Raw genomic sequence first — 23,057 nt, forward strand, 5'->3', positions numbered from 1 at the left:
GTCAACTTAATTTTTACCTGTATGGAAATTACAAGCCTCCCAAATTCCTTTTATTGGAACCCGAAGCCGTCAATTTCTGGTTACGCTTGTAGAACGGGTGACTATACCGCCACTTCGCCACCTCCGTATCATCTGCATTACGGTCGACCCATATGCGTATCATGCCTTCACGATCTATGGTCAGCAGGTGTTCGCCAGGATGGTCCGTCAGCTTAGATGCCAGTATCAAGCCTCCCCTATGTGGCAATTCGGTAACACTACCGTCGTAGCTATACAGCTTCCCTCCCGAGAACAGTTCATGTACCCCATCACCGTTGACGTCTACGGGTATGGATGCCACAAAGCCTTCAAACGGCGGGTCAAGGCGTTCGCCCGTAAACACGTCATAGAAATACTCACGGCCATTTGTCCGCACCCACTCAAATCCATCTGCAAATTTTCGGTCTATCTCATAGGCTGCTGCCACAACTTTGCCTTTCGGGCTGAACGTGGCTACCCAACCGATATCTACATGGCCGGTCAGGTCGGTCCATATGCGTTCGCCTTTATCATTGAAAAACACCAGGCGGGGCTGCTCACCGTTTTCCCTGCAGGTATACAGGTACCATCGCTTTTCCTTGCGGTTCATCACCGGCTGCACCACGTCGGAGTGCCCAGTATACCGGTCGTAGTCGGCAACGAACAGGTAGCTGCCATCGGATATCCGTATACATCGTTCGCCCCACAGCAATTCATCATCGCCATCGTTGTCCATGTCTACCATCGGAGACATGTGGCTGCCGCGCGCACCCTTGGCCCCTACCGGTATTTCCAGGCGCCACCGCTCGGAGAGATCCGGATTATATGCATGCACTGCCATGGGCCCGTACGCATAGGTGCCCTGACCGGTCAGCAAAACAGGTTTGCCGCTAGCATATCCGCCCATCAAAAACAATCGGAAAAGATTGCCCATGGGTTGTTTATCAGAAATCATCGGAAAAGGGAACGAGCCAAGTGAGTTACCGGTCGCCGGATCCAGTTTTTCTACCACGTACTTCTTTGAAGCGAGTGGTCGGTATTTATCGGTATTATTCACAAACCAGATTTCCTCTGCGCCGTCACCATCGAGGTCAAAAGGGAATACCGGGCAGAAATTGCCATCGGGGATGACGTGTTTTCCGAGGTCCTTGCGCCACAGTTCCCTGCCCTTACTGTCAAATAGGACAAAATTATAGGTACCATCAGGGAAGACAAAAAATTGAGGGTTGGGGCTACCTACACCCCGGCCGCTATTGTAGACGACCAGTATCCCGGCTTCTTCAGGGCTTAGTTGCACAGGCACGGCTTTAACGTCGCCGGCATCCGCACCCAAGGGAAACTCCAATACCGGGTACAAGTCAATGATCGGCTGGCTGAATTTCTTTTTCCAAGCCGGATAATCTTTGTCAAAAATGACCTGGGGGCCTGTCGAATACCAGGAATAACCAACACGCCTCTCGGGTTCGACATCCTGCAGGTGGTATACCTTCTTTCCATCGCGGTTTGCCATGAAAGGCCTGTTGTCACTGATTTCGTGAAAGCGAGCCCACAATGCAGGGGCGTTCGGATCGCTCACTTCCACCCTGTCATAGCCCACCCTGAACTCTCCCTTACGGGATTCGTCAACGGGTACGTTGTCTATGCGCAGTCCAGTTATTTTGGCCTCATCCAGCCATATGACCGCTGCCTCTATAGCTTCCTTTATACGGTTATCCGGATGTTCCAATTTCATCAGAAAGCGGATAATGCTGGTGGTTTCCATCGGGCAGATGGCAGGAAGCTCATAGGTGCGTGCTTTGGTAGGCATTAGTGTCTGGTGGTCATGCTGTTGGCACCACCCGGTTTTCTTTCCGTTGACTACAATCTGAGCCCTCAAGGTCACATCGATAGCCCGATCGAGCGCCTTCTTTATTTGTTCCCTTTTCTTTTCGCTTACCCAGTAATAGTCAGGCTTGTCGTCTACGATGTCGCGCAACAGCTGCATGGTCCCGATCATGACATCGTCGTTATACGTAATGGCATCTACATCCCATCCGCGCCAGCCGCCGCTTCTGTTTTGGGCTGCCAAGATATAGTCAATCCCCCTATCGGCAGATTCGCGAAATTTATCCACACCGGTTTCGGTATATAAATGAGCAAGATATGCTACCTGCGAATACGTATTACGGTTATCCAATGTGCTTCTTTTGTGCCTTTCCTGCGGAAGCGCGCCTATCACCTCCTTTGGGTCAAGCTTGGCCAGCCAATCAATGTTCTTGGGCCATCCGCCATCCTGGTTTTGGTAAAGCACCAAATTATCGGCGATATATATCGACTCATCCGGGCTGAACCGATCATAACCGGCTCCGGCCATATCGCTCATGTAGTTCCAATGGCTGATTCCGTCTGAAAACTGCTTGATACTTGCCTTGGGGTGCCACTCGCGCTCGCCGCTGTTCATGTCTCCGGTCACTCTACTTACCAACAATCTCCTCTTTTTGACAATGTCCATAGCGGCAGTCGAGGGTACATGCAATCGGTGCTTTCCTTTGGGATTGACGACAAACGTCGTAATACCGTTCGAATCGCATACGACGCGCCCATGCTTTGAGAGGTCGAAATACCCTTTTTCAGGCTCCGCCGCTTGGAGAACAGATAGCAAGTCCCACGTCGCGTTTTCATAAGGCATACGCCTATAGAACTGATACGACACGGGCACAGGATGGTTGTTCCGATCATCGAAATCGTTCAATATGCTGCTTACCGGATAGGTGATACGGCGCCCGGTTTCATATCCACTCACGATAATTTCGCCGGGCCATTCATCAAAAACCTGCCGGGCAGCAGCAATGTCCATCTTGACATTGTACTCTGCCCTTTGTTGCTCAAAGTCACCCGCCATCACGGACAGCAACCTGACCTTGCGCCGCACCAACGCAACCCCATCCAACCGACTGAATTCGTCGGGCTTCGACTGCAACAGGCGCGCAATATTGGTATGAAAACCGACAACGACCAAGATCACGCTTCCATCTGGTTCGGATGCCAACAGCTTTCTCAGCAGTTTGTACCCCTCGGGAATACCTTGCTTCGTCAAATCCGAGGTTTTCAGCTTGCGTCCGTAGCCTCCGATAGCTTCCAATGTTTGCCTGATGTAATTACCCGGCCCGGGCGTAGCCCCCTCATACACATATCCTATCGGTACGTCAGGGCGTCCGTAGTAGGAATTTACAAACTGGGTATAGGGCACCGCATAAGGGTTTGCCTTTGATATAGTAATCCCCAACAGGTCGATGGTTCCCGCTTTATGATAGTTATGCAGCATGGCCAACGCCAACACATCGTCTACATCATTGCCCATATCCGTATCGTAAATAACGCTTGTCTTACGCGGAGAAACATCCTGTGCATGCAGATGCGTCAATCCCAGGCTCCCCAAAAACATCGGTATGAAAACGAGTATGTTACGCATTATCGTTATTTATTTGAGGTATGAAGCCAGCAATAACTTGACGGCCCGATTGAATTTTCCATCCGATTTGCCCACGCCCTTTTCCAGGCTTCCCCAATCGCCTTTGGCACTAGCGAGAATAAGATTGTGTTCGGGTATAACAACCAAGACATTGCCGCCCGCTCCGACAGCCATAAAGGTTTTGGGGGTAGCATCAGGCCAGGTAAGCTTATCCGGGTGCAAACGGCCCGTCCCGTTAAACCACCAATTAAACCCGTAGATGCCGGCTCCGATGTCTACAAAGTGGTCAGATCCTCCGCCAAATGTGCCTATTCCGAGGTAATCATTATGGGTCTTCGGTCCGCTTTTAGTGTGAGGCAGATTTCGCCGTACGTGTGGTTTCATATACCGGTCAAAATACTTCCGTGGCAAGATTTGATTGCCGGCCCAATTTCCTTTGCTGAGCCAAAACAAGCCGATGCGAGCAAAATCACGTACCGACGCGCGTATGCGCGGTTTGTCTTCCCTGAAATCCAATTTATGTTCAAATTGCATCACTCCCAATCGCTGCATGAAAGCTTCCGTGGCTGGCTGCTTAAATACCCGGTCAAACAAGCTCAGGTGATACAATTGTATGGCATAGTCGTTATATGCCCAGGCTTTTCCGGGCTTTTCCGGCCGCGCGTATCCGCTGATCATGTTGGCCAAGTGAGCGAAGGTCATGCTACGGTCTTTTGGCAGCAACGGCCACCCCAATTTTCTTATTTTGGCATCCACGCTGGTCAGTTTGCCTTCTTCCACTGCGAAGAACAGCATCGTGCTGAACACCGGCTTCACCGCAGACATCCAGTCGCTCCGCTCAGACTGGTCACCCCATGAACGAACGATATATCCGTCGGCCACGACACATCCCCTGCCACCGAGCATATCCACCAAGGAGTCGAGTAGCTGGGCGTCCATGCCAGCTTCGGCAGGGCTGCGCTCTTGCCAATGTTCACCGGGGAACACAGGTATCGATTGGGCCATGGCTTGGCAGACCAGCAATACGGTGCAGCTGATGGTCCACCAGCTACGCTGAAAATCCATCCATCCGATCCTCATCATTTCTTAAGCAAGAGTACCCAATCGTTTTCCGGCTTGCTGGGCACCTCGCCCAAAGCCACCCAATCGCCACCCGTTATGCGCTTCTCCGGACCTTCGAAGCTGCCTTCCCTCGGGTTGTACCATTTTGCCGTGAAGCTTCCTGAGATTCCCCTGAGGTCCAATTCGCCGGTTTGCCGGGCCCGGGGGAAATAAACAGCATATACTTCGCCCGGTTTTGCAAACACCGTACTGAAGCAGACACCGTTTATACCCTCGTAGTAATCCTCACCGCGCATCATGCCGCGCATGTGATGCATTTCCCAAAAAGGGAGGTTGCCCTCAAAAAAACTACGGGCGTGTCTAAGGTTCGCCCAATGCCCTTCGTACTTCCTGAAATCCTCGGTTTTCAAAAGCTCCGCCAATATCAACTCGGTCTGTCCTCCCGCCATATAGATTGGCCAGATGTACTCACGGCGGTACCGAGAAACATTTTTCTCGTCGGCCACATCGGGAAAGAGCTCGTCAAGCCCAATGACCTGCGGATTGCCCGCCTCTGCCGATTTCTTCCGCCATATCCACACGTTATCGGGTTTCCGCGTTTGGAATGACGCGACCTGGATGAGCCTTTCATCGTAGAAGTGCGGCCAGATGTTATCTACTTTTGATGCATGGTGCACGGCCACGGGATGTTTGTAGGGGTCCAACTGTTGAATATAAGCCGCAAACTGCTTCACCCTATCAGGGGTCAGGTCATATTCCAGGTTATACTCTTCGCAGATATTCCACTGCAAGGCCAGGTGATACCCAAACCGGGCAATCATCTCCCGGTAGTACAGTTTACGTTCCACACCCAGTTCGGCATTGTCCAGTTCTCGCTTGTTGCGTTCTTCCGCCTCACTGAGTACAAAATGCAAGAAAAGTCCTTTACGCTGTGCATGGGTAAAAACGGTATCCCACTGGGAGAGCTTTGTTACATCATAGTGCAGGTTATCGTTTTCCGGCTTGCCGGAGCGATGCAACTTACCCAGGAAAGGCCACACGTTCTTACCATCGCCGCCGATGTTCATGGGTAAGAAGTAAATGGAGTTCACGTTTTGCGAGGCCAGGTAATTCAAGGCTCCGATTATCGCCTTCCCCTTGCCATTCCCCCAATCCGGATCGCCGGGCTTCCAATCGCGGATATGCGCTTCATACTTATGGGTCGCTTCGGGCGTGTTGTCGAAGCCCACATAGCCAAGCAGGTCTTCAGGGCTATCAGCTCCGCCTTTCAGCCAGTATCCGCCATCAGCAAACTTGAAATAGTGTTTGCCAACGTATTGCAGCCGTCCAAGTGGATAAAAGCCGGGCGCACTTTTCCGTACCCCGTCCACCTGAAATTTCCCGCGTTTCCCGTCGAAAGCCACGGAGGAGCCCTTTTGGTTGGCCTCAACGGCTATCTTGTCGCCCTTTTTAAACAACACCTGAAATGACCATTTCCCTACCTCATCAGGGGCAAAACGCACCGTCCAAATGTTACCCGCATTATTGCCCTTGCCGTCGCCGTTGTAGAATCCCGGCACCTTATACGTTTTACCCGACGGACCGGTAAATACGACGTCGAGCCTGTAATCCAGAAACGGATTGGGCGCATTGCCGGCAGAAGACGCTTGGGGACCCTTGAAATTGATAATCACCGGCTCCCATTTGGCCAAATTCTTTGCGTTCAATACTTCTTGTCCCTTGAGAAGCGTGAAGAAGCCCCCAAAAAGCATACAGCTGATGCCGATACGAATTAATTGTTTCATATGCTGGATTTTTAAAATTGCTATTTACTATTCATTGTCGATAGTCATTCGTTCCAACCGGGCATGGACACCGTAGCTTGGTAGTTGGAATAGTTATAAAGTGGATTTCTCTTCGGCTTATATAATTTACCTGTTTTTGGATTATCTTCCTGCGTATATACCCACAATTCCTCGGGATTCCATACCACTACCTCATCGCGGCAGTCGCCCGTGATGTCCAAAACCGCGTTGGCCATGTCGGGATGGCCATCGTCGGGAAATAGCACCACCCGCCTGCCCCAACCATCGTACATACCGCCTTGTTTCACGTTGGCGTTGTGCACAAAAAACTCTTCCGATTTACCTGTCCAGTTTATCGGCAGGCACATGCTACCAAACTGGTTGGGTTCAAAGGTCTTATACAAGTTCATGTCGGCATCGAAGAAATTAATGATGCCCTGGTTGCCCCAGAAATTGATGGTCACAATCTCCATTCCGGGCAGGTCGTCCCTGAAATTGGCCGCTGCCGGGTTCTGCACGTGCCCCACATTGTATTTCCTCAACGTCTTTCCATTTTTGTCGAGGAAAGCGAAACCCTCATCGCTCGCCGCAATAAATACCGTCGGATCGGCACCGTCCTTCAACGGCAGCATGGCGATGCCATCCATGTGGTCCGTCCATTCCTTTTCCCACAGCTTTGTACCATCGTCATCAAATAGCGCATATCCAATCAGTAACTCGTCCTTGCCGTCGCCGTCCGCATCAAAGGGGTATGGATAGTGGCCGGTTTTCACTTCCGCATGCCAGTTGAGTTTAAGGTCGTTGTCATATACCCATACGTTCCAGTACCGGTCTTTGATTAGCAGATCACCTGCATATCCACGTCCGCTAACATCGCAGAAAAACAGGCAGTCGCCCAGTATACGGTCAAATTTGGCGTCATCGCGGGGGTCCTTCGGCGTCGGTATCCGCTTGATCAACTGACCGGTCTGCCCGTTGAGTATCTTGATTTCGAATCCGGAGGCATAGATTACCTCGTTCTTTCCATCGTTATTGAAGTCGTGTATCTGCACTGCTACGTCATTGAAGAGTACCCAGTTGTCCGGGTCGGGCTTTCCTACCTGCCACAGTATATCGCCGTCAAAAGTCATGGCGGTCAGGCAGCCTGCCTCATCGTATTGGTTCCGCGGCCCGTGGGATATCACCTGCGTCACGAGTACATCTTTCACCCCATCGCCGTCGAGGTCACCGAACCGCAGGTTTCGGCCCACGCCGAAACCAGGCGTTTTCAACTTCTTCCACACCACGGGTTTGGGGTTTTGGGCCCGCAACGCCCGCTCTTCATCGTCGCGCGCAGCCGCTTTCTTCAGGTATACGTCGTAGTCATGTTGGGGCATGGTTATCCGCACGTCGTAAAACCGCGCCGGCACATCGGCAAACAAAGCCAGCTTGCCATGGCCATACAACGTATCGACCACCTCCAAAGTCGGCCCGTCCTGTATCCGCGCCCGGATATTCGGGCCATCTACCGTTATGGAAGCGGTCACTCGGCCACCCACCTCGTAAGCGAAATCAGCTTCGGCAATGACTTCCTCTTCGGGGTCGATACCTGAGCCGTTATACACTTTTTTGATTTGCACCTTATTTCCGCCGTTCAGCGCCAGCAGGTAGGTATTCCGGTCGTGCACATACCGAAAGGCAATACCCACTTCGTCATGCAGGGCTTCCGGCGCAAAGCGCACGGTGGCCGTATAGTTTTCCCACAAGACATCGTTGGTCAATGCGACCATCGGATGAAACCGGCTTGCGCTTTTGCTCTCAGCGGTATTGTAGCTTTGGTACAGGTAGCGCGTGGTATCCTCTTGGACGCGCCAAGCCACCCTAAATCCCGGCACCGACCGGAAGACACTCACCTCCCAATTCCCTCGGGGCGCGGCTTCTTCGAGGTAGTGGTATTCAATGTGCGCACCTACATCCACAGACACTTGCCCGGTATCCAATGCCGCAAAGTCGTCATACAGCACCGTTACCTCGCCGGTGCGCTGGCATCCAGCAAACAACGCGGCGCACAGCGCTGTTACCACCAACATCATTTGATTATTCATATACCATACTAATTAGTCACCCAATACGCACTTCCGCTATCCGATAGCGATTGCTTCCATCATTGCCGTCCAGCGGCAATTGGAACACCGGCGTTCCGTCCAATTGCCCGATCGACAGGAAAGCCGCACCCATCCCCGCAGGTATGCGTGTAGGCGCAGCAAGCCCATTAATCTCCCATTTGACGACAAAATCTGCCGTAAGCTCCTGATATGCCAGTGCGTCTTTTCCGGCTGGCTTCAGATCCCGTACGCAAAACCGGTCGAAAACAAAAACGCCTACAATGGCATCGGTAAAATCTTTCAGCGTAATGCAGACATACCCACCGGGATAGCATGGTGCAACACCGTCATTGCCCAGCCTCACCCGGCACTCGAACGGCACATTCGGAGCGATTTCCGCTGGAAGTTGCACTTCAGACGCGACCAGCCGGTACCCCAATTTCCGGTTTATGCGCTCTACGTGCTCGCGATTGTCATGCAAAAACTCCCGGGGCGGTGCCTGGATCGACAGGTAGCTGGCGTGGTAGTCCATCACCGAATTATACAGGTGGTGTCCGGTCCACACTCCGCGTGATTTCCATCCGGCATAGTGGTCGTGTTCGATGATCACGGGCAGCTTAGGCCAGCATACACCCATCAGCTCGGTATGGAAATACGGTGTTTTCCTGCTCACCAGTATGCTGTCATCGCGCAGCGTAATACCGTGCTCGATTGCATAATTGGTTACCGGAAAGTCCGCCCCTTTTGCCGTGGCCCCGATAATGTCGTCACTTACCGCCAGCAACGTCTTTTTAAAATGTTTCAAATGCAGGTCTATATGCTTGATTTTGACCTCATCGGGATACTCGATTTTCGTACCGAGCGTATGCCCTTCGCCCCACAGGCCAAACGATCCGATATCGATGTATGCCACGTTGGGGTTGCCGTCATACCGCCGGGCCATCGCTTCAAGGAAGCGGTCTAGCTTATCCAGAAAGACATGATCGTTAAAATCGGGTTCCCACAGTTCGCCATCGTCATGAATCTGCCCGCCATCGTCATAGAAGTAGCCTTTTGCCCCGGCATCATGTACCCATTTGGGGGTAGCCCACCGGTGCCAGCTTTCGCTGCACGTAATACGTATGGCGATCTGTTTTCCCCGATCGATCCAACGCTGGGCAGGCGTATCCAGCACTGTCCAGTTAAAAACGCCTTCTTCCGGTTCGAGGAGGTCCCACGTGAGCCGCATATATACGCTTGATATACCCGGAAAGTCCAGTAGCTGGTCATTTGGCTCGAGTACGGCATCAGCATAGCTGTTTGGAAAATGGGAGTAATAATACAGCGTCCATCCCATCATGGGGTTCATCAACGTCGCTCCGTTGTCCGCCAATCGTACCACACGACCGGACTTTTCATGACTGCCCCTGCCTGCGGCAGACGCAGCGTAAGCAGGCAATAACGCACCGCCGGCCACCATCGCCGTATGCTTAATGAACTGTCGCCTTCTCATTCCCCATTGATTTTCTCGGATCCATAAATAACCATATCGTCGCGGCCAGCAACGCCAACACCATTCCCGTATAAAAAAAGGGCACATCGCTCCCCGTCCAGTTTTTCAGGTAGGGGAATGCCAGGGCGGTGACAAACGAACCGAAGTTTCCCGCCATGTTCATCACACCCGATACAGCGCCGGCGCTTTCGCGCCCGATGTCCGTACAAAACGACCATGACGGGCTTAGGGTCATATCCGCGCCAAATACAGCTATCGCCATAGCCGTCACAGCCCACCCAACGGTGTCTGCCTTGAGCAACAGGGCCAACCCCACAGCTGTCAGCACAAACCCAAGCACAGCCGGCAACTGGCGTGAACTCTTCCACCAGCCATGCTGATAGAGGATATCTACCATCAAGCCGGACACCCAATTTCCGACGGCCCCCAAGATAAGCGGGGTCATCGCATACAAACCGGTAGCCGCGGCACCAAGCGCATATTTTTCCTTCAGGTACGGGTAAAGCCAGGTCAGGCAAAAAAAGAACACAAAATTGGAAGCAAAATACTGCCCCATGTTCAGCCATACATTCCGGTGGGATAGTATTTTCACCAAGCCCAACGCCGGCGCATTGCCAACTGTGCGGTTTTGGCGATTCCCAAGTATATACGCTCGTTCCTCAGCACCGAGATACGGGTGGTCTTCGGGTTCGTCGCGAAACCACCGATACCACACCACGGCCCACACCACGCCAACCAATCCGAGGATGAAAAAAGTCATTCGCCAACCGAATGCCGCCACCATCCACGCCATAAGAGGCAGTGAAAACGCAGCGCCGATGCGCGAGCCGGAGAAATTAATCCCGTTCACGATGCCACGCTCACGGAGGGGGAACCACGAGAAAACCGTACGCGCTACACATGGGAATGCCCCGGCCTCTCCCAACCCAAACAAGAACCGCGCTGACAGGAGCGATGCAAAATTCCATACCGCACCGGTAAGGGCGGTGAATAGCGACCATGCCGATACAATAGCGGCCAGTGCTTTACGCGCACCTAAGCGGTCGCCCAGCATGCCGCCCGGTACCTGAAACAGGGCGTACCCCAATGCAAAAACCGACAATACCCACCCCATCTGGGTATCCGACAGCCCAAGTTCGTCTGCTACAGGTTCTTTTGCTGTCGAGATCGCAATGCGATCGATGTACATCAACAGCGACAGCAAAAACGTGGCCAGCAGAACGCCGAATCGGAAAGGTACACGCATACGGGTTGCCATCTGTTACTCCCTCATTGAAGCGGCCAAAGACACGCAGTTTTCCCAAGCTGTGACGAACATGTGCCTGAAATACTCCACCGGTTCGTACTCGGCAAACTCCGAAACCGCCAGCCCATGTTCGAAATAGGCCTTTCTAAATTGCGGCAACCTGTCGAGCAGCGTTTCCAGCACTTCCGGTTGCACCGGATTGAACAGCCGGGCCACCACGGGCAAGTCCAGTTGCAGCAATCCGTCTACCTGACCCTGCCAATTCATGGTAATGCAAACGTCTCCTCCCACCATTTCGGTAAAGTGGTGGATGCCGCGCACGCCGCCGCCTATGAAGCCATTTTTGTAACCCCTATCGTGCATCAACTGATACACCTTTTTGGCAATGACCATCCCTGCCTGTTTCGCGACATCCGGATTAATGGCAATCCCTTTTTCCTGGATATCCTTTTGGAGCCACTCGTCGTAGATACCTGTGATCAGCGACACATACATCATCGGCCGCTTCCCGGTTTCCGCGACCACTTCTCGATACATTTCGCACAGCGCCACCATCTGGCTCACCCCCATCACTTCGGTTGCATTCAAGGGCGTATCTTCCGCTATCAGTACGCGCATGGCTTCCAGTCCGGCCTTTGTTGCCGGTATCTTGATCATCATATTGGGGTTCAGTTGGCGGTTATTGCGCGCCTCTTGGATGATTACCTGGGCATCGTCCTCATGGATGGGGTCGCCTTGGATACTCACGTAACCGTGTTGCCCGTGTGTTTGCTCCCAAAGGGGCATGAATTTCTGGGACACCCCGTATATCAGTTTGCGTTGCAAACGGCATATAACGTCATTGTCGTCGTCGGTTTCCGTCAGCGTTTCGCGCAACAGTTGCTTGGCATAATCGCCCTCCCGTTCGTGGGTTAGCATCTTCCAGGTATACGAAGGGTTCTGCGTACAACCCTTGGCTCCCGCCATCAATGCCCATTCAGCCTCCTCGCGCGTTACGTTGTTTATCCACATCTTCGTTGGCGTGAGCCGCGCCACCCGTTTGAAATAGTCGCGCTGTGCTAGTTTGCTGTCTCTTGTCTCTTGCATAATATTCTTCTGTCTGTTCATTTCACCGCTTTGAGCAATGCTCCCGCATACGCAAAGCCGGAGTCGCCTACCTGCAATACGGGTACATTGGCCTTGAAGAGTACCTGCGCTAAGCTGATCTGCCCCAGCGCAATCACATCGACCTCTCGCTGCAACTTGTCCAGTTCAGCGTGGATGAGCTTATCATGCTGCTTGATATTGCCGGCCAACCGGTACTGGAAAGCGGCTTCATTGATGACTGTTTTGATGGTGATTTCCTTTCCGGCGGCAGCGGCTGCCTGCCTCAGTACCCGCTGTGTTGCCGGCGCGGACGTGGGTACGGTGGCTATGATGCCTATCCGGCTTCCCGCAGCTACGGCTTCTTCCGCCATCGGCTCATCGATATTGAATACCGGTATGCCCACGAATTGCTTGGCAATTTCCGTAGCCGGCCCCATGGTCGTGCAGGTGCTCATGATTACATCAGCCCCCATAGCCTCGGCCGCCTGGAAGTAGTACAGCATCCGGCGGATGACCTGCTTTGTAGGCCCGCCGTTGGCCAACGCCTCTACGAGCAGCGAATCGTCCATCAGGTTGAATATCTCCACGTCAGGGTGCTGCTGCAACCATGGTTCGCCGAACGGCTTGTTGATGACGGTGTTGTACCAGTTTACCGTATGTATCAGTGCTAATTTCTTCTTTCTCACGTTTCAGTCAATTAACTGTTTCCAATTGCCCGAGACAGTTTCAGTCCCAGGTGTTTACGGGCTTCCGAGGGGGTCATCGGCGACCTATCTATTGACGCCAGCGCCTCCACAAGCCGGCGCACCAACTCCGCATTGGTGTTGGCTACTTGGCCTGCATGGTGGCAGAAGCTGTATTCATAGCCCACGCTCAGCGTCGAGGCTCCCATGGCGGCGGCGGCAACGAGCAATGCGAAGTCGCTCATCCCCCGGTGAATGACACCCCAATGGCTCCCGACCGGCAAGCTACTTTTCAAATAAAATAGGTAATCGATGTGGTCTGCCAACGAGTTTTCAAAGCCCAGGCAGAAGTTATAAGACAACGGTTCATCAACCAGCCCCTCGCGGCGCAATTTCGACACGCTGCCAATCATGCTCAGGTCAAAGATTTCCAGTTCGGGCTTGATACCGCCAGCCTTCATTTTTGCCGCCCAGAAACGGATATCGGGCAATGTATTGATGTATACGCCCTCGCCGTTGTTGGATGACCCCATATTGAGCGAGGCCACCTCTACGCGAGGTTCATTGAGCGATACGCAACGGTCTTCCAAGGAGAGGTCGGCTACGCCTCCCGTAGATCCCTGTAACACGATGTCGGATGATTGGCGTATGCGGTCAATCGTACGCGAAAAATGACCTAAGTCGGCCGTCTGTTCTCCGTTTTCGTCACGGACATGCAGGTGTACCATGCCAGCACCCGCTTCGGCACATGCGAGCACCTCTTCGGCAATCGCGTCGGGATGGACGGGGACATTCACCCCGTCCGGCACGACGCTTCCGGTATGCGGTACCGGAGCCACACAAATAAGCACTTTCTTCTCGTTCATCACCCAAATACTATGGAGCCGTAAGCGAAAAAGGTTCGGAAATCGTCCAGTTAGATGCTTCCTTTCCATTTGCGGCATTCACCTTAATGCGCGCTACGTAGCTCACCTCTGGAACCAATTCGGTATTGGCAAACACCACTGTATTCACCTCTGTCTCCAAAGACTTCTCTATTTGCTGAAACGAGGCGTCACGGGCTACCTCTACCGTATATGCCAAGGCGTCTTCAGGCGAGGCATACAGCGGCCTGTTCCACATCAGCGTAACCGTTACATTGGGAGCGCTAACGGACACCCCCCCGGGTGCGAAATAGCGGGATGGCACAAATGGCTCACTTACCGCTTCTTTTTTGCATGCGTTGAAACTTACGCAAATCATCATTACGAGCAGCGACCAACCGGCCAACAGCCCAACCAATTTTATTCTAGTTGTCATAACAATCCATTGAAGTTAGTAACCGTAATCTTGTGTCAATTTCGGATTCGCGTTCAATGCGTTTTGCGGTATCGGCAAAAGTTCGCTATGGTTTTCCTTGAATCCTTCGGCATAATTAGGCCAGTCGTGATGGGTAAGAATGCGTTCGGACACCCAGCGGACGCTTGAAGTTCCCTCGGGCGCCGATGAGGGCCTGGGTTCGTAAAAAGACGTGGCCCAGTTGATCCCATTACCACCGGCGGCAGACGGGTAGTAGTACATGTTTGTCGGCAGCACGTCGTACGGCGCCTCCTGCGCGGCCATTTTTGCCATTTCGGCCTTAGCCTCGGCTAGTTTAGCGGCCAGAAGGTTCCATCGGATCAGATCGTACTTGCGGATGGCTTCTCCAGCGAGTTCGAGCGCTCGTTCGTCGACGATGGCTTCGAAAAAGGCTTCCTTGGTTGTCGGTGTGGTACCGATAAGATGCTCATTGCCGGCAAACCCCCTTTTCCGCACCTGCTCAAAAGCGCTTATCGCCGCCGCCGTGGGGCCATTGTTCACTTCGTTCTCCGCTTCGGCAAACATCAAGAGCACATCCGAATACCGGATGAGGGGCCAATTTATACCCATGTACTGGATATTCGCGGTATAGGGGAAAGATGGGTTCACAAACCAGTCCAAACGCCATTTACCGTGATTCAACTTGGTGATTTCCGTTGCCGTCAGTACGCCATCGGCATCCATGGTATATGGGGCTATGGTCACATCACGGCGGGTATCAGCAGGATGGAAGTCGTAAAAAAACGTGGGTAGCGCACGTATCTGATCGCGCAGGCCACTAAAATAGCCGATCTTGCTATCCGTGCCCGGCCCCCCACCGCCTTGGGCTACATCGAAAATCACTTCTCCCCAAGGGTCGAGCAAATGTGCGTTGAGATGGTCTTTAAACAGCGCCAGGAACGTAGGTGCCAACGCATGCTCGTTTGAAGCGATCACTTCGCGGCATTCGTCTGCAGCGATTTGATAATAGTGCAAGTGGTTGCTTCCGCGTTCCATCTGGTTGCTTCCGCGCCGCAGGGAATAACCGCCACGGAAAAGAGCAATCCTGGCACGCAACGCTTTCACCGCGCCTTTGGTGATACGCTCATCCATGGCCTCTCCCAAAGCCGTCACTTCGCTCCTCCACGGCACCAAGTCCTTTGCCACCGCCAAATCCTCAAGCAATTTGTCGTATATCGAGTCCCTATCCATTTTCGGCAGAAACAAGTCGGTCAGTTCGGCGGAAGGCAGCCACTGGATGGGCAGATCGCCCCACAGTTTGATCAAATCGAAAACAAACTGGGCACGTAAGGTTAGGGCTTCTCCGTGCAACCGACGCAATTTCTTTTTCTCCAGTTCGCTTCCACTGGTGTAAAGACTCATCTCCGGAATGTACTTTATACAGATATTGGCGCGTTCGACCCCCCCGTACAACCGTTCAAACGGAGCATTAAGTTGGGTATTCGCAGCGGTCACGTTATACCGGTTAATGTCTTTACGGCCGTTATCGCCCGTTCCTTTGTTGCCCATCATATTATCCTCGTCATAGGGGTAGTAAAGGTTGATACGGCTACCATAAGTCTGGTCACCACCCAACATCTGGTAAGCGGCCAGCACGGCCTTTCTGGCATTTTCGGTTGTACCAAAAATAGTCTCTGGCCCGAAACTAGACTTAGGGGTCAGCTCAAGGTATTCTGAACATGACAGCATCAGTGAGACAGCTAGCGCAACCACGCCGCCGACTCCCCTGTTAAATTTAATCTTTTTCATGTCGATAACTATTATTACACTTATCAAAAAGTAACATTTATACCAAAAACATACATGCTCGCACGCGGGTAACCCGAGAAGTCCACGCCCGGTGTTAGCGTCGTATTCCTGCGGTTGTCGGCCTCGGGATCGAAGCCGCTGTAGCGGGTAATCGTCCCTAGGTTGTTGCCTGTCACATAAAGCCTCAACGTCTTCATCCCTATTTTTCGGGAAGTATTTTGGGGCAGCGTATAACCCAGCGTCACATTGTTTATTCTTACAAAGGAGCCGTCTTCAACAGCCCACGATTGCGACATAAAGGCAGCTCCCGAAGTGATGGGACGCCAGAATTTAGCATTGGCATTCAAAGCCGTAAGCTCAGCTGGGTCTGTAACGACTTCTCCGGCATCATTTATCGTACGCCAGCGATCGTTTACCGTTGCCAGTAGGTTGGCATAAGGCGTGTAGCCATTGGTGAACTCCAATTTATTGTAGTTCAAGATATCGTTTCCGTATTGAAAGTTCAGGAAAATGCTCAAATCAAAATTCCGGTAACTGAATTGCTGATTCAAGCCTCCGAAAAACTTGGGTTGTGCAACACCGATTACCGTGCGGTCATTGTCCAAATCAACCAAACCATCACTATTCAGATCTTTGAATTTGGCTACACCAGGCTGCGGATCGTAGCCCAATACCCCTGCGTTGTTCACTACGCCGTCTTTAAGGGTGTACACGTTATTTACGGCATCGTAGTCAAAGTCGCTTACGGTATAGAAACCATCGTTCACATAGCCGTACATGACACCCACGGGCCTCCCCACCTCTACCAGGAAATCGTCTGGTGTATTGCTCAGGTAACCCGAATTCTGTAGGAACCGCTCCTGCCCGCCCATACTTTTAATGGTATTCCTATTGGCTGAGATGTTGAAGTCTGCCGTCCAGGAGAAATTCTTGTTGCGGACGATGTCGGCACCAAGCTGCAACTCCCATCCTTTATTCGAGGTAGCACCTACATTCTGCACTTGTGCGCTGTATCCTGATGTTGAAGGAATACGCATGACCATAAGCAGGTCATGGCTGTCATTTTCGTAGTAGTCGGCCGTCAACCGGAACCTGTTATTCAGAAAAGCGATATCAACACCCGCATTCTTGGACAAGTTTGCCTCCCATCTGAGGTTTGCGTTGGCGAGACCAGAAGGCACGTAGATACTGTTGAGTTGCTCAAGGAGCGCATAGCCGTCGCCTATGGCTACAAATTGGGTTAGGTACTGAAACGCACCGATGCGGTTATTTCCCGCTGCGCCGTAGCTCACCCTGACCTTGAAATTGGATAGGACCGGGCTGAGGTTTTTCACGAATGCTTCTTCAGACAAGTTCCAGGCCAATGCACCTGACGGAAAGTAGCCCCATTGCTTACCCGGCGCAAATACAGATGAGCCGTCTGCACGGACGCTTAACGTCAATAGGTAACGGTCGCGGTGGTTCCAGTTAAGCCTGCTGAAAAATGACGATATGTTTTCGAGGCCTTCGGAACTGGATGGCGCTGGCTGCGTCAATCCAGTCGGAGGGCTGGCAAGCCCTAGGTTGGCAAATGCCTTTTCAGGTGCGGTACCCGCAGGAAAATACCGCTGGGTGACACTCATGCTTTTGCCTCTTGACTCAAAAATTTCCTGGCCCACCAAGAAGTCGATGCGGTTCTTTTCGTGGAAGTCACCGTCAAACGAGGCATTGGAAAAATTAAGCACATTCGAATTGTTCCACGTATAGTTACTGCCCGTGCCGACGATTGCGATGGGTAAACCACCGCCGTTCTGACGCGAATTCGTAGTCAGGTAATCGTCGTATTGGTTACTCAACGACGAATTGTAGTTATAGCCGAACGTACTCCGGATGTTCAGGTATTTGGTGAAAGCAAACTCGGCAAATCCCCCGATATTGAATCGACGTCCATAATTCTTCCTATACTGCGATTCAATCATTTTAAGTGGATTCACCAAATAAAGCTGGTTGGCGTTTGTTTCCTCTATCAGGTCGTCATTCACCTCATAAAATTCGGTCGCCGAGCTCAGAAAGGGCGTATACCGTATCGCTTGCCGAAGGAAGTTGTGCCCACTCGTTCCCGAAGTGGACGTACCTCTTCCCGTCAAAGTCGTGCTATTGTACCGTGCATCGAAGCTCAGCTTAAAGCGATCGCTTACCTTCTGGCTCAGCCTAAAATTCATCAGCTTCCGGTCGTATGCAGAACCGACCATGATAGCATCGGATGCATTGCTGGTGAGGCTTAGGTTATACTGTGTTTTCTCGCTTCCTCCCACGACACTGGCGTTGTGGGTTTGGGTAAGCCCATCATCTCCAAATACATGGTCCTGCCAATCGACAAACGGCGCGTCCTGGTATTGGGCCAGGTCTTCGAAAGCACCGAAACGGTCATAGAATGTCTGTTCGTTTGTTGTGCTATTGCGCGATCTCTCGTACTGGTACGTCACGAATTCATAAGGATCCATGACATCCAGTTTTTTCTGTATACGCTGCATCGAAAGAAATCCGTTGTAATTGATGGCGGTAACACCGGGCTTCCCCGATTTTGTGGTAATAATGACCACGCCGTTAGCACCACGGGCACCGTAGATCGCTGTCGAAGAAGCGTCTTTCAAGACGTCGATGGATTCGATATCTTGGGGCGACAACATGGATAACGCGTTGGCCACGATTACGCCGTCGACCACATACAAGGGAGAATTGTCGCCTGTTATGGAAATCCCCCCACGTACCCGTATTTTAACATTTGCATCAGGGGAACCCTCCGCGGTGGTCACCTGTACGCCGGCCAGCCGACCAGCCAGCGCCTGCTCGGCCGAATTGATGGGGATGTCTTTCAGGTCTTTCGCTCCGACAGAAGACACCGAGGCTGTCAAGTCCCTGCGCCGCGTGGTACCGTAGCCGATGACTACCACTTCGTCCATCACGTTTTCCTGCACAAGCAGTACCGTGATGGACGTTCCTGGCCGTACGGTCATCCGCTGCGTCTCATAGCCCACGCTGCTTACCACCAATGTGAACGTGCCGCTCCCGGAAACCGGGATGCTGAACGCGCCGTTTTCATCCGCCTGATGGTCGCCCGACACGCCATCCACACGCAGGGTGGCGCCCTGTAGGGCTTCTCCGGATGCTTGGTCCTTTACTGTTCCCCTCAGTCGGTTGCCCTGAGCGAACATCACCTGTGTCACGGCACATAACACAAATGCAAAAAGTAACATTTTTCTCATAATTTGTAACTTGTTAGATTAAAACTTGGTCAACAACCGGGCAGCAAACCTGTACCAAACGCGGCCGCCTCCATTGCCTTTCGAATACAATCTTAGAAAGTTTGGCTGACAAAACCGCGCAAAACCAACCGCAAAAATTACGCAATCGATACCGGCAACGATTGCAACGATTAAAATCCAGATTATTGGGCGCGTTCTTTCCTTTTACTATCTTTGGGTCAACCAATTAGCAATGATGTGTTCAAAGCGGTTACGATCAAAGACATCGCCAAGGCGTTAAAGCTTTCCCCGTCCACGGTATCCCGGGCATTGAGCGACAGCTATGAAATCAACGAAGAGACGAAGAAAAGAATCATTGAATATGCGGAACACATCAACTACCGCCGCAACCCGATGGCCTCCAGCCTCCGCCACGGCCGCAGCTATTCCATTGGCGTGATTGTATGTGAGGTGGCCAACAGCTTTTTTTCTCAGGCCATCGACGGCATCGAGTCAGTAGCTTATAGCAAGGGATATCATGTCATCATTTCGCAAAGCCATGACTCGTATGAACGGGAGGTGATGAATATCCAACACCTAGCCAACCGTGCGATAGACGGGTTGCTGATTTCGATGTCTGCCGAAACCAAGGATTTTTCACATATCGTCGGCCTTCACGAACGGGGGTTGCCTATTGTCTTTTTCGACCGCATCATCGATACCTTCGAAACGCATACGGTCTCATCAGATAATCGCCAGGGGGCCAAACAGGCCACGCTATCACTGATTGACCGAGGAGCTAAGAAAATCGCCCATCTGGCCAATGCTCCCCACTTGTCCATCACGGCCGAGCGGTTGGAGGGTTACGCCGAGGCCTTGGAACTTCATGGCATCCCGTTGGATGAGTCGCTCATCCGTTACTGCCACCATGGTGGGCGTGTGCAGGAGGAGGTAGAACATGCCGTACAGTACTTTATCGGTCTCCCTGAAAAGCCGGATGCCGTCTTCGTGGCAAGTGACCGGCTGAGTATGGGCTGCCTGAACGCATACAATAAGCTGGTTTCCAAAGAGCAGTACCCCGGAGTGGCCGGCTTTTCAAACTCCGACGTACTCGACCTACTGCAGCCGGGCTTCACTTGCATCCGCCAGCCAGCTTTCGAAATGGGGCGCGTAGCCATGGAATTACTCATCCAACTGATCGAAAGCCGGTATCCGGTGTATGAATTTGAAAACGAGGTGCTCAATACCGAATTAATTATTTATGCGAATCAAGAGTTAAATTGCTAGAGATAAAAAAGCGGCGGTCAATCTTCCGAAGGCATGTATCATCAACCCTTTGGTTGATCTGACCTTGCTGGCTTTCTGGATGTCGACTTTCTCTATAAGCCAGTTGAACATGGCCTCGATGGGCTGCCTTATCCTTGAAACGGCCGTTGAGAACAGGTCATCGGCGGCCTTGATCCGTTGTTTGATTACCTGCTCCATCCCCTTGACCGCTTTCACCGGGGCCAGCGTCCGTGAATTGCATTGTGCCGCCATCTGTTCGTCCAGTTCCTTCACGAAATAGATTTTGTCCCCGAAGAACGTCCTGTCTCGGATGCCGAACCATGCCGACCGGAACACGGTCACATCATTGACCGATGCGGGTGTGAACAGGATCTGCTCGGGATGGGGCAGCCTGCCGATCCGCCTGAATCCCAGCATGTGCAGTTTCAGGCCGTGGTAGTACATCCCTTTGGTCGAGCAGTACCCTTTGTCGGTTATCTCCGGGGCCACCCTGCCCGAACGTTTGCCCGAACAGGTGATGATGGGCATGGAATCCAGCAGGCTCTGCCCAAGGCAGCAGTCCTGGGGGCGGTGTTCCTCCAATAATGTCCCGCAAAGCCGGGTGAACGCACCTGCGAGCCTGTTCAGCCTGCTATTGAAGGACTGGTAGCTGCCCAGCATGGGAAACCACGACCTGAGGTAATCAGTGGCAAACCGGTGGATATCCTTCACTTTCCGGTAGCCCTCGTGGTGCATCGCATATAGGTAAATCGTCATAATCTCCTGGTCGGTGAATGCCGGTGCGCTGTTGTTGCTGAACCGTTGGCAATGAACGCCGCATAATGTAAGAACGGTAATACAGTCAAGAACTGCAATACCATAACCAAGATCTGCCGCGGGCTGGTTCGGCTAATTGGGTTGGTCGAAAAATACGACGACCGACTAATCGCTAAAAAAACAAGCCATCCAAGAAAAGAAAAATAATCAGTTCTACTATTGACCGTCTCTGCCAAAGACCAGATGTTAGGATTTTATAAATGCGGTGACCCTTACCATTTTGGCAGTGCAACCGCATTTAAAACTTTTTGATTTTCTGTGATTTGGGTTAGGTGCTGGGTACAGGTAGCCCTCGCGGGCCGGTCTCATGCCCTTATAGTTTATGGTTTCCCTTTACGCAAGCCTTACGGGGCTTGGTTGTTTGTTGTCACGAATATAGTTATATTGTATTGTATATCAAAGAATTGACGTCAACTAGTTTGTTTTTTTAGGCACGAGTGCATCAAAAGAACAGCAGTCCGGCGGAGAACACCCGGTAACCTCAAGATTTATCGCCATCTTTGGACAGATGACCGATCCCAGACGTACAAACAAAGGCAACCTCCGGCACCCGCTGTGTGACATCCTCTTTCTGATGGTCAGCGCCGCGATCTGCGGGATGGACAACTGGCAGGCGGTGGTACTGTTCGGCCAGCACCGCCTGGATTGGCTGCGCAGGTTCTTTCCCTACCGTTACGGCATCCCTTCCCCGGACACCCTGGAGCGGTTTTTCGGGGCGCTTGAACCGGCCGTGTTCTCGCGGTTCTTCATGGAATGGGCCTCGGGCTGCTTCAAGCCGCTGGAAGGCGAAGTGGTCAGCATAGACGGCAAGCGCATCCGCGGTTCGGGCGGGAAAAACGGGCAGGGAGATGCCATCCACATGGTATCGGCCTTCGCCACGGCCAACCGGCTGAGCCTTGGCCAGCTGGATGTTTTTGACAAGAGCAACGAGATCACGGCCATCCCTGTACTGCTGGAGCTGATCGATACCAAGGGATGCATTGTATCCATCGATGCCATGGGCTGCCAGCGGGACATCGCAGCGAAGATACGCTCGAAGAAGTCGGATTACCTGCTGGCCGTCAAGGACAACCAAGGCGAACTGCTGGAGCAGGTGGAGAAAATGTTTTCCATGCGCACGCCCTGCGGTAGCGACCGTTCGGTGGACGGCGGTCACGGCAGGGTGGAGACCAGGGAATGCGATGTCATCGGGGAACTGGGGTTCCTGGACCTTGATGAGCCCTGGCCCGACCTTAAAACCATCGTCCGTATCCGCTCGCAGCGCTACTTCAAGAAAACTGGGGAAACCCAGCACCGGACACGCTATTACATCAGCAGCGCAACGCATTCCGCTGAAGCCTTCAATGCACAGGTCAGAAGCCACTGGGGCATAGAAAATAACCTCCACTGGGAACTGGACGTGAATTTCGGTGAAGACGCCGCCAAAAGGAAAAACAGGAATGCCGTCAGGAACTTCAACGCCATCCTCAAAATATACCTCAGGATGGTCGAAGGGCATCCCGAAAAGCTATCCAAGAAAGGAAAAATGATCAGTGCTTCGCTAAACGACACATTCAGGGAACAAATCCTCGGATATTTTTAAATGCGGTTGCCCTGCCATTTTGGTCAGGGAAATCGCTTTTAAGATTTTGGGATTAGGAATAGTATCCGTATATTTATGGAAATGGTTAGGGTGAAAAAAAATGCCCTTTTCAAATCCGACTAATAAGCCATACCAAGTTTTTTCTCATTATTTTT

General features: G+C 52.3%; 15 protein-coding genes. 2 read left to right on the forward strand and 13 right to left on the reverse strand.

Annotated elements, in window-relative coordinates; translation table 11 throughout:
• Nucleotides 1-28: 28 nt before the first annotated feature.
• From pelA to ACEVG1_RS18795, 12 genes are read right to left on the reverse strand one after another with little or no spacing between them, the layout of a single operon-like run.
• Entirely contained in the window at nucleotides 29-3,469 is a 3,441-nt protein-coding gene (gene pelA / locus ACEVG1_RS18740; protein ID WP_374745260.1) for a pectate lyase, read from the reverse strand.
• Nucleotides 3,470-3,478: 9 nt separating this feature from the next.
• Nucleotides 3,479-4,552 carry a serine hydrolase gene (locus tag ACEVG1_RS18745; RefSeq protein WP_374745261.1) on the reverse strand — a complete coding sequence of 358 codons (1,074 nt, stop codon included), beginning with the start codon at nucleotides 4,550-4,552 and terminating at the stop codon, nucleotides 3,479-3,481.
• Complete coding sequence (locus tag ACEVG1_RS18750; RefSeq protein ID WP_374745262.1) at nucleotides 4,549-6,315, reverse strand: DUF5060 domain-containing protein; 1,767 nt, start codon at nucleotides 6,313-6,315, stop codon at nucleotides 4,549-4,551. The genes ACEVG1_RS18745 and ACEVG1_RS18750 overlap by 4 nt, the downstream gene beginning before the upstream one ends.
• Nucleotides 6,316-6,359: 44 nt before the next feature.
• Nucleotides 6,360-8,399, reverse strand: coding sequence for a hypothetical protein (locus ACEVG1_RS18755; RefSeq protein WP_374745263.1), 2,040 nt, complete (start codon nucleotides 8,397-8,399; stop codon nucleotides 6,360-6,362).
• A gap of 16 nt (nucleotides 8,400-8,415) precedes the next feature.
• Complete coding sequence (locus tag ACEVG1_RS18760; RefSeq protein ID WP_374745264.1) at nucleotides 8,416-9,891, reverse strand: beta-galactosidase; 1,476 nt, start codon at nucleotides 9,889-9,891, stop codon at nucleotides 8,416-8,418.
• On the reverse strand, nucleotides 9,869-11,149 hold the full coding sequence (locus tag ACEVG1_RS18765) for an MFS transporter (RefSeq protein WP_374745265.1): 1,281 nt from the start codon (nucleotides 11,147-11,149) through the stop codon (nucleotides 9,869-9,871). The genes ACEVG1_RS18760 and ACEVG1_RS18765 overlap by 23 nt, the downstream gene beginning before the upstream one ends.
• A gap of 3 nt (nucleotides 11,150-11,152) precedes the next feature.
• Complete coding sequence (locus ACEVG1_RS18770; protein WP_374745266.1) at nucleotides 11,153-12,223, reverse strand: transaldolase family protein; 1,071 nt, start codon at nucleotides 12,221-12,223, stop codon at nucleotides 11,153-11,155.
• Between the two features lie 17 nt (nucleotides 12,224-12,240).
• Nucleotides 12,241-12,909: an aspartate/glutamate racemase family protein gene (locus tag ACEVG1_RS18775; protein ID WP_374745267.1), complete on the reverse strand. Its 669-nt coding sequence runs from the start codon at nucleotides 12,907-12,909 to the stop codon at nucleotides 12,241-12,243.
• Nucleotides 12,910-12,920: 11 nt separating this feature from the next.
• The gene (locus ACEVG1_RS18780; protein ID WP_374745268.1) at nucleotides 12,921-13,772 is read right to left on the reverse strand and encodes a 3-keto-5-aminohexanoate cleavage protein; all 852 of its coding nucleotides are present in this window, start codon (nucleotides 13,770-13,772) and stop codon (nucleotides 12,921-12,923) included.
• A 10-nt stretch (nucleotides 13,773-13,782) separates the two neighbouring features.
• Complete coding sequence (locus ACEVG1_RS18785) at nucleotides 13,783-14,205, reverse strand: hypothetical protein (RefSeq protein ID WP_374745269.1); 423 nt, start codon at nucleotides 14,203-14,205, stop codon at nucleotides 13,783-13,785.
• A 15-nt stretch (nucleotides 14,206-14,220) separates the two neighbouring features.
• Entirely contained in the window at nucleotides 14,221-15,993 is a 1,773-nt protein-coding gene (locus ACEVG1_RS18790) for a RagB/SusD family nutrient uptake outer membrane protein (RefSeq protein WP_374745270.1), read from the reverse strand.
• A 23-nt stretch (nucleotides 15,994-16,016) separates the two neighbouring features.
• Nucleotides 16,017-19,238 carry a SusC/RagA family TonB-linked outer membrane protein gene (locus ACEVG1_RS18795; protein WP_374745271.1) on the reverse strand — a complete coding sequence of 1,074 codons (3,222 nt, stop codon included), beginning with the start codon at nucleotides 19,236-19,238 and terminating at the stop codon, nucleotides 16,017-16,019.
• Between the two features lie 237 nt (nucleotides 19,239-19,475).
• Between ACEVG1_RS18795 and ACEVG1_RS18800 the strand changes: the two genes are divergently transcribed.
• Nucleotides 19,476-20,504 carry a LacI family DNA-binding transcriptional regulator gene (locus tag ACEVG1_RS18800; protein ID WP_374745272.1) on the forward strand — a complete coding sequence of 343 codons (1,029 nt, stop codon included), beginning with the start codon at nucleotides 19,476-19,478 and terminating at the stop codon, nucleotides 20,502-20,504.
• On the opposite strand, the gene ACEVG1_RS18805 is transcribed toward ACEVG1_RS18800, so the two are convergent.
• On the reverse strand, nucleotides 20,493-21,260 hold the full coding sequence (locus ACEVG1_RS18805; protein ID WP_374745273.1) for a transposase: 768 nt from the start codon (nucleotides 21,258-21,260) through the stop codon (nucleotides 20,493-20,495). The two genes, ACEVG1_RS18800 and ACEVG1_RS18805, sit on opposite strands and share 12 nt — an antisense overlap.
• Nucleotides 21,261-21,816: 556 nt before the next feature.
• On the opposite strand from ACEVG1_RS18805, the gene ACEVG1_RS18810 reads away from it, so the two are divergent.
• Nucleotides 21,817-22,902 carry an ISAs1 family transposase gene (locus tag ACEVG1_RS18810; RefSeq protein ID WP_374745274.1) on the forward strand — a complete coding sequence of 362 codons (1,086 nt, stop codon included), beginning with the start codon at nucleotides 21,817-21,819 and terminating at the stop codon, nucleotides 22,900-22,902.
• Nucleotides 22,903-23,057 lie beyond the last annotated feature (155 nt).

The organism is Parapedobacter sp. 2B3 (assembly GCF_041925275.1).
GTDB lineage: Bacteria > Bacteroidota > Bacteroidia > Sphingobacteriales > Sphingobacteriaceae > Parapedobacter > Parapedobacter pyrenivorans_A.